At 41.3% G+C, this 7,710-nt stretch carries 7 protein-coding genes; 4 read left to right on the top strand and 3 right to left on the bottom strand.

All coding sequences use genetic code 11. From position 1 onward, the window contains the following. The 4 genes from ACESK1_RS11010 to ACESK1_RS10995 all read left to right on the top strand — a co-directional run. A partial coding sequence (locus ACESK1_RS11010; RefSeq protein WP_372920232.1) for a hypothetical protein occupies nt 1-266 on the top strand: 266 nt, incomplete at its 5' end. 1,034 nt (nt 267-1,300) lie between these two features. Next, entirely contained in the window at nt 1,301-3,151 is a 1,851-nt protein-coding gene (locus ACESK1_RS11005; RefSeq protein WP_372920231.1) for a flavohemoglobin expression-modulating QEGLA motif protein, read from the top strand. Continuing rightward, a complete protein-coding gene (locus ACESK1_RS11000; protein ID WP_372920230.1) occupies nt 3,148-4,197 on the top strand; it encodes a glutathione synthetase in 1,050 nt (349 codons plus the stop codon). Before ACESK1_RS11005 ends, ACESK1_RS11000 begins: the two co-directional genes overlap by 4 nt. 11 nt (nt 4,198-4,208) lie before the next feature. Then, nucleotides 4,209-5,120: a succinylglutamate desuccinylase/aspartoacylase family protein gene (locus ACESK1_RS10995; RefSeq protein WP_372920229.1), complete on the top strand. Its 912-nt coding sequence runs from the start codon at nt 4,209-4,211 to the stop codon at nt 5,118-5,120. Between the two features lie 67 nt (nt 5,121-5,187). On the opposite strand, the gene ACESK1_RS10990 is transcribed toward ACESK1_RS10995, so the two are convergent. The 3 genes from ACESK1_RS10990 to corA all read right to left on the bottom strand — a co-directional run. Continuing rightward, nucleotides 5,188-5,511, bottom strand: a complete 324-nt coding sequence (locus tag ACESK1_RS10990; RefSeq protein WP_372920228.1) for a hypothetical protein — start codon at nt 5,509-5,511, stop codon at nt 5,188-5,190. 69 nt (nt 5,512-5,580) lie between these two features. Then, a complete protein-coding gene (locus ACESK1_RS10985; RefSeq protein WP_372920227.1) occupies nt 5,581-6,702 on the bottom strand; it encodes a lactonase family protein in 1,122 nt (373 codons plus the stop codon). Then, the coding region (corA, locus tag ACESK1_RS10980; RefSeq protein WP_372920226.1) for a magnesium/cobalt transporter CorA at nt 6,693-7,710 on the bottom strand (1,018 nt) is incomplete at its 5' end. The genes corA and ACESK1_RS10985, both read right to left, overlap by 10 nt.

Genomic DNA, 7,710 nt, shown 5'->3' with positions numbered 1-7,710 from the left:
ATTTTATCAATTATGAAAGTGTGAATATCAACCTGATGACCGCTTACAATATCGGCCTAAGCGATAAGATCAAAAGCGATATGGCCAATGCACGCCTGGGGCTCCAGTTTCCAATAGTCAAAAACTATGATTTTAACTTAAACCTAAACGTCTTCGGAGATTATAATTATTATGTCCTCGATAAACCCCTACTGGACGAACCCGGAGAAAAGGGAAAGAACATCATCTTCAGATCTTATGGGGTGAGTTTAGGATTTCTTTTTTAGATCCGAGAACAAGCTCCGGGAGAAATCTCTTCTAAGTGAGCAATAGCAGTTCCCACAATAAAACCTGATGAGATTCCTCGTCGCTCCTACCTCGCTCTGTCGGAATGACAAAAAAACACACGTATTTTGTCATTTTGACCAACGGGAGAAATCCCATTTGAGTGAGCTAATGAGAATGAGATTCCGGATCAAGTCCGGAATGACGGCTGTTTCAAACATAGCCAGACGTCACCCTGAAACGGCCCTAAGGACGTATTCAGGGTCTCTTCTGAGTGAGCTTTTATCTTCGACCGTTTTACCAAGAAAAACCGGGAACTGAGAACTCATAACTGAGATCAGGGCGCTGCAACTTGAATATATCCTGGTCAAAGTTTGTGGTATGTCGTATCATCCCTATAGATACTCCATACATAAGCTTTACCAAAGCTATAAGAACCTTATCCCCAAGGCCTGGCTAATCCAATTGAAATTGAAGAGAACTAAATCATGTTTAAAAAAGAACTTTACTAAAAAAGCCCTGAACAGGCCAGGGCTTTTATGATCAATAACTCTCTATTAAAAATAGGTAGGGCACGAATTATCAATCTTCTATAAAGATGAAAAATCTAAAAGGGTAATAAGGGGGGCAAAAAAGTGTGAACTCAAAGAGTTGTAATAAAGATAGGAGTTTTTATCAAATGTTTAATAATTATTCTATAAAAGCCCAACAAATTCGATTAAAACCATTTTTTCTCCTACTCTTGTAAATAAACTCCTATATTTTTTGGGCTTTTTGCAGATATAAACCTGAAACCTCAACCTCCTGAAGCCAGGTTTTAATTTGAGAAAAAGCGCCTTTTTAATGAGAAAATATTACCTCTACCCTTTATTTTTTATATCCTAAAAAAAACCCAAAGTCTGATTTTCACCTTTTTAAGCCCGATTTTCTTTCTAAATTTAATCGAATGCTTCAATGAAATAATAAGCTTTTATAAAGACTTTCAGTCGCTTGCAAAAATTAATAGACATACAAACCAAACAAGACGTTTAAAAGAATGCTGGATATATCGGAATTATCTGAGAAATCGATTAAGCAAATTTTAACAACCCTGGAGGAAGAAAAGGAGTTAAGCTGCAGTCTTCCCGGAGGCGGAATGTTTCATATTGAAAAAGACTTGCCCTATTTAATAGTCTACCGCCGAAGGAAAAACGATGCAGGGACGGCCCGTATAGTTATGAGTGAGGCTTCCTATCTCATCATTGGAGATAAGGAATTCGAGGCATACAGAGATTTACTCTTCCGGTTGTCAGATAAACTGGCCACTGAATTTAAGTCCTATTTGCTCTTTGAAATATATGCCGGGGAGCCCGGTTCCAATTGTTTTACTATAAAAGGACCTGCCCAGAAGTTATCCTCTTCCCTGGAACTTCTGCAGAGCGAATTGGAAAAGATAAATGAACGTTATTCCGGACTTTATCTCAAGTCTGAAATAAAGGATACCCCCCACAGGCAGAAAGAAGGGGATCCCACCCTGATGGAAATTGAACAAACCAAGCAGTCGGGTGCTGTGGTGGTTGGCCTTGAGATCCCGCCTGTGTATCGCAATTTAGAGGGCCGGCTATATCCGGTATTTTTCCGGCGCTATCGGGATTTTATTATCGAAGCCATTCACAAAGGAATATTCGATTATATAAGAGTGCAAACTTCCTGCGGGGTGGCCAGCTTTCATGCTTTGGGAAGAAAATACCTTAAAGACAAGGTTTTTGAAATCGATAAAAAACTTGGCGAGATCGAGAATTCCTATGAATTCCTGTGGCTGGTTTCCCCCTCTAACATCCACGAGATAAAAAAGGAGTTTTTTGAATCCAATTACGAGAAAGTCCTCGATTATCACTATCGCCTTTTACCCATAGATCCCGATGTACTTAAGAGGGAATTATATAATCTGAAAATCGAAGAAATAGACGACCCTGCCATGTCTCATCTCTTCCACGAAAAACGTGAGGAACTGGACCAGCAGATCAGTATGCTAAGCGAAAGAGGTACAAAAAATTTCTTTTACAATAGTCTCAGGCTATATAAAGGAATAGACAAAACTCTCAGTGAAGAGGCAGGCAAATTGCTTCGAGAAGTAGATGAAGAGCCCCCGGTTAAGGATGCTGAAATGATAGATGCCAAAGGTTTTGCCAGTCTGGCCCGACGCGAATTCGACTATTTTACAGAGCAAAATGAAGAATTTAAGAGTAAAGTACATATTCGTAGGGACGTTAATATCCTGATGGTCTCCCAGGGAGAACTTTTTATTCCCGAGGATTACAAGATGAATAAAACTGAAACCGACGCTCTTATTCAGCACGAGGTAGGCACCCATGTGTTAACCTATTTCAACGGCAGCCGGCAACCATTGGCATTATTGCGAACAGGCCTGGCTGATTACGATCCTTTGCAGGAAGGCCTGGCAGTAATGGCGGAATACCTGGTAGACGGACTCACAGCTAACCGCCTTAGAACCTTGGCGGGGAGGGTAATTGCCGGATCGGCTTTAATGGAAGGTGGAGATTTTCAGCAAATATTTCAATTGCTTTCTACCGATTATGGATTTTCCGGAGAAAGAGCTTTTAATATCACTTCCAGGATTATGCAGGGAGGCGGGTTTTTAAAAGATATTATTTACCTGAAAGGCCTGGTAGAACTCAGGCAACACCTTCAGAATGGAGGCGAATTTGAAACCTTATTGGCTGGAAAATTTGGCCTGAAACATATCGGGATAATTAAAGAATTGACCGATAGGAAAGTATTAAATAAACCTGCGCTTATGCCCAGCTATTTATTAAAAGAAAACGTAGAAAATAAATTAAACCTAATCAAAGAGGGATTGCCTCTTTCAAAAATGATAACCAGATGAAAATATGCTTTGTATTAAATGATGTGGAAACGGAGAAGTTCGGTACATCACTACTGCTTATGAATACAGCTTTTAACCGTGGCCACGAGGTATTTGCTATGGGAGTTGGAGATTTTAATTTCCATCATGACGGCCCGCTAAGTATCAACACTGTCCAGGTGCCAAAAAACACAAAAACTAAATCTCCAAAAAAATTCCTCGAAATCCTGCAAAGCAGCAAGGCAAAGAAAAAGAGGTTGACCTCGAAGGATATTGATGTGCTCTTTATTAGAAATAATCCTACGGAAGAGGAATCCGGCCGGGAATGGGCCGAACAATCCGGGGTGGCTTTCGGGAGAATGATGCAACAGGAAGGCGTCCTTGTACTTAATGATGCCTATGCCCTGTCCCACGCTTTTATCGATAAACTTTATTTCGAAGAGCTACCGGAATCTATAAAACCCGATTCTCTTATTACCCGAAGCAAAGAAGATATCCTTAAGTTCTGGGAAAAACACGATAAGAAGATGGTCTTAAAACCCCTGGAAGGATCTGGTGGAAGAGATGTTTATCTCATAGATGAAAATGAAAAGAATGTCAACCAGATCATTGAGACTATTAGTCAGCAGGGTTATGTGATCGCACAGGAATTCCTGCCGGCGGTAAAGGATGGCGATGTTAGAATTCTCCTGCTAAATGGCCGGGTGATGATTAAAGATGGCATCCAGGCGATAATCAGAAGATCTCCGGGTGAAGGGGAATTCAGAAGTAATTTCAGCCAGGGCGCTACTGCAAACAGCAGTGATCTTACCCCGGAAATGCAACGCATCGTAAATCTAACTGCACCGAAATTAATTCGCGACGGGCTCTTTTTCGTAGGTCTGGATGTAGTGAAAGACAAGCTAATTGAAATAAATGTGCTTAGTCCCGGTGGTATGGAGCGGTTCAAAGATATTGGCCTGCCCGATTTTACTCCAATGGTGATAGAAGCGATTGAACGTAAGATAGATTACAAAGAAATGTATAAAGGTCAGCTATCCAACCAGGTGCTGGCTACTATGGAGTAAATTGAAAAAGAATGAGCAAGGAAAAGAAAGAAATTCCAAGAATAATAGGTAAGTACACTAGTGGGAAAAAAGGACCACTCCTTTTTGTCACCGGCGGTGTGCACGGAAATGAACCCAGCGGCGTACAGGCCCTGGAAAGGGTCTTTGCCGAATTGGAGAAATCAAAAACCGAAATTGAAGGAACTATTATTGGTGTTGCCGGAAATAAAGCTGCACTTAACCAAAATAAGAGGTTCCTTGAGGAAGATCTAAACCGCACCTGGACCGAGGAAAATATTCAACAGAAAAAGAAAGAAACTCACGAACAACGGGAAATGTGGGAGATCATTGAAGTGCTGGAGCAACACCCCGAAAGCGATTTCACTAAACGCTATTTCCTGGATTGCCACACCACCTCCTCTCCCAGCCTGCCCTATATTTCTGTGCAGGAAGTGAATGATAATGATGAATGGGCGCATAAATTCCCCACCTATATCGTACGTGGATTCAGCGATATGGTTTACGGTTGCATAGATCATTATTTAAGCCGAACCGGGTTAACCGGATTTGTTCTTGAAGCCGGGCAACACACCGATAAAACTTCGGTGGAAAATCACGAAGGAGTGATCTGGTTAGCCCTTAAGGAAGCCTGCAAACTGGATCTCACCAAAATTTCATGTTACCCGGATTGCGTGAATAATTTCGCTAAAAAGAATGCTCCCGAGCAAAAAACCTTTGAACTGGTGCACCGGCACGGTCTGGAAGATTCAGATAAATTTGAAATGCTTCCGGGTTTTGAGAATTTTCAGCAGATCAAAAAAGGTGAACTCCTGGCTATCCAGAATGGAAAGTTAATTAAAAGTGAGTGGAATGCACGCATATTTATGCCGCTTTATCAGACCCAGGGCAACGATGGTTTTTTCGTGGTAGAGAAAGTGGACTAAGCATAGCAGTCAGTTGTCTAAAATAAAATTCCCCTTAAAGTAACCTAACTACCTTAAGGGGAATTTTTTATTTTCTAACCACCCCTGCAACCTTTCCGGTTTCGCAGTAGAGACGTAATAACTCTTTGCTACCCACGCCATACTTGCCACCGGGCACTTCGTAATCGCCTACTCCACCTTCTGAACGCACGAAACGAATTTCAGTGCCGTCCCGGGGATCGACCATCGGACTTTTACAGGAATTAGTCTCCAGTACAACTCCCTCCTCGGGAATAAAGGCATTAGGGGTGTTTTCAGCCTGACGAATGATATCGCCCATAACCGCCGACACACCGGTTCCGCAGGAAAGCATTACAAAGGCCAGCCCTGCCATTAAAAGGATTCTCTCCATAATTTATTAGGTTTAAAAAAACCCTTCAATATAAATAAAAATCCAATTCGCAAAGAGGGGTGAAAACCATTATTCTGAAAATTCTATACATACCGGGGTTTTTACTTCCACCGGTTCCAAATGCCGTATCAGCTTACCATCCATCTTATTGATCCTGAAAATACTGATATTATCTGAGTTCTGATTGGCGGCGTATAAAAAACTGCCATCCGGAGAGATAGCGAAATTTCGCGGAAACTCTCCCTGGGTGGAATAATGGTCTATAAGTTCAAGTTTCCCGGTTTCCTTATTCACCTTAAATGCTACAATACTGTTATGCCCCCGATTAGAAGCGTAGAGAAAATTCCCGGTTGGGTGCAAATGAATATCGGCCGTAGAATTCTTCTCATCAAAATTTTCCGGGAGGCTGGAGTAAGATTCAATTAACCTGAGTCCACCAGAAGAATCCTTTTCGAATACACTCAGGGAGCTGTTGAGTTCATTTATGGTGTAGGCATATTCTTCGTCTTTTGAAAATGAAAAATGCCTTGGGCCCGATCCTTTTTCCAAATCTACATAAGGTGTATCATTTGGGCTTAATTTCCCTGTTTCAGCATCAAAATTGTAGATCCAAACCTTGTTATTGCCCAGATCATTGATATAAGCAAAGTTGTTATCGGAAGAAATACTCACCGAATGAGGATGAGAAGCCTCTGGATTATCGAGCTCTATTTTTTGTTTTTTCTGAAGAATCCCCTGCTCGTCCCTTTCATAGACCATAACGACGCCTCCAACATAATTTGAAACGAAGGCGTATTTACCGCTTTGATCAATCTCTATATGACAGGGCGCGAAGCTTTCCGTAGAGATTTTTCCTATTTCCTCGAGGTAATTATCATCTTTCCTTCTGAAAGAATGAATAAAACCCGATTCTCCATCGTTGGGGCCAAGTTCGCTCACCGCATAAAGGTTCTTACCGTCGGGAGAGGCTTTCACGAAGCTGGGATTGATAACATCAGCAACACAAACAGGTTCACTTAAGTCGCCTGTTTCAGCGTTTTGATGCATTAAATAAATCCCATCGGCCTTGCCGTCAACGTGTCCTTCGGTTTTTGTATAAGTGCCGATGTAAACAGGGTTTTGGGAAACCACCGGAATACTCATCAAACTGAATAGGAAGACTGGAAGCAACTTCATTTTATTTATAACCATTTTTTGCGTTTAAAATAGAATAACATTAAGACAAAGATAGTGAGCATAATACCCCAAAGCACATAATAACTGTACTTCCACTGAAGTTCGGGCATAAACTCGAAATTCATCCCGTAGACCCCGGCGATAAAAGTAAGCGGAATGAAGATGGTAGCAATTATGGTTAATACTTTCATTACCTCATTCATCTTGTTACTGATGGTGGTCATGTACATATCCATAAGACCCCAGGTCATTTCGCGGTAGATGTCAATATTATCTGAAACCTGGAGCACATGATCATAAAGGTCCCGCAAATAATTATGTGTGCGATCGTTGATGAGATCGCCATCCATTTTCTCCAGTCTGCTCACTACTTCCCGAAGCGGGAATACAGCTCTCCTAATTCGTAGAATTGTGCGTTTAAGCTCCTGGATCTCGAAAGTGATATCATCGTTTGGCTGACTTTCAAACAGGCGTTCCTCGAGGTATTCAATCTTATCGGCGATATCTTCAATTACTATAAAATAGTTATCTACAATAGCGTCAAGTAAAGCAAAGAGCAGGTAATCTGCACCATTGGAACGAATTCGACCGTGAGACGCGCTAAGCCGTTCTCTTACGTTATTAAAAACATCTCCTCCTGCTTCCTGGAAACTTAACACGTAATCTTTACCCAACACAAAACTAATATGCTCATTTTCAAGATGACCGTTCTTACCGTGATAAAGCATTTTTGCCACTACATAAATGTAATCCTCATACTCATCAATTTTTGGTCGCTGGTTGGTATTTACAATATCTTCAATGATGAGTTGATGGAGTTCATAATATTTGCCCAGTTTCTCAATATTTTCGGTATTGCTCAGGCCATCGATATTAAACCAGGTGACCTTGTCGGTTGCTTCAAATTTAAAAGCGTCCTCAGGAGTTTTGGAGATAAAGCGTTCATAGCTTTTTTTATTATAATCAATAACCTCCAGTTTAGTCTCAACCGACTCCTTATGGCCCACATAAGTCGCCGTGCCC

The sequence above is a fragment of the Salegentibacter sp. genome, assembly GCF_041642575.1.
Classification (GTDB): Bacteria; Bacteroidota; Bacteroidia; order Flavobacteriales; family Flavobacteriaceae; genus Salegentibacter.
The sequence above is the reverse complement of the archived record's forward strand: the minus strand, read 5'-3'. Positions and strand labels throughout refer to the sequence as shown.

Coding starts and splice junctions, on each gene's coding strand:
- ACESK1_RS10990 (WP_372920228.1), bottom strand. CDS start 5,511: ATGGAGAGAATCCTTTTAATGGCAGGGCTGGCCTTTGTAATGCTTTCC.
- ACESK1_RS10995 (WP_372920229.1), top strand. CDS start 4,209: ATGAGCAAGGAAAAGAAAGAAATTCCAAGAATAATAGGTAAGTACACT.
- ACESK1_RS11005 (WP_372920231.1), top strand. CDS start 1,301: ATGCTGGATATATCGGAATTATCTGAGAAATCGATTAAGCAAATTTTA.
- ACESK1_RS11000 (WP_372920230.1), top strand. CDS start 3,148: ATGAAAATATGCTTTGTATTAAATGATGTGGAAACGGAGAAGTTCGGT.
- ACESK1_RS10985 (WP_372920227.1), bottom strand. CDS start 6,702: ATGGTTATAAATAAAATGAAGTTGCTTCCAGTCTTCCTATTCAGTTTG.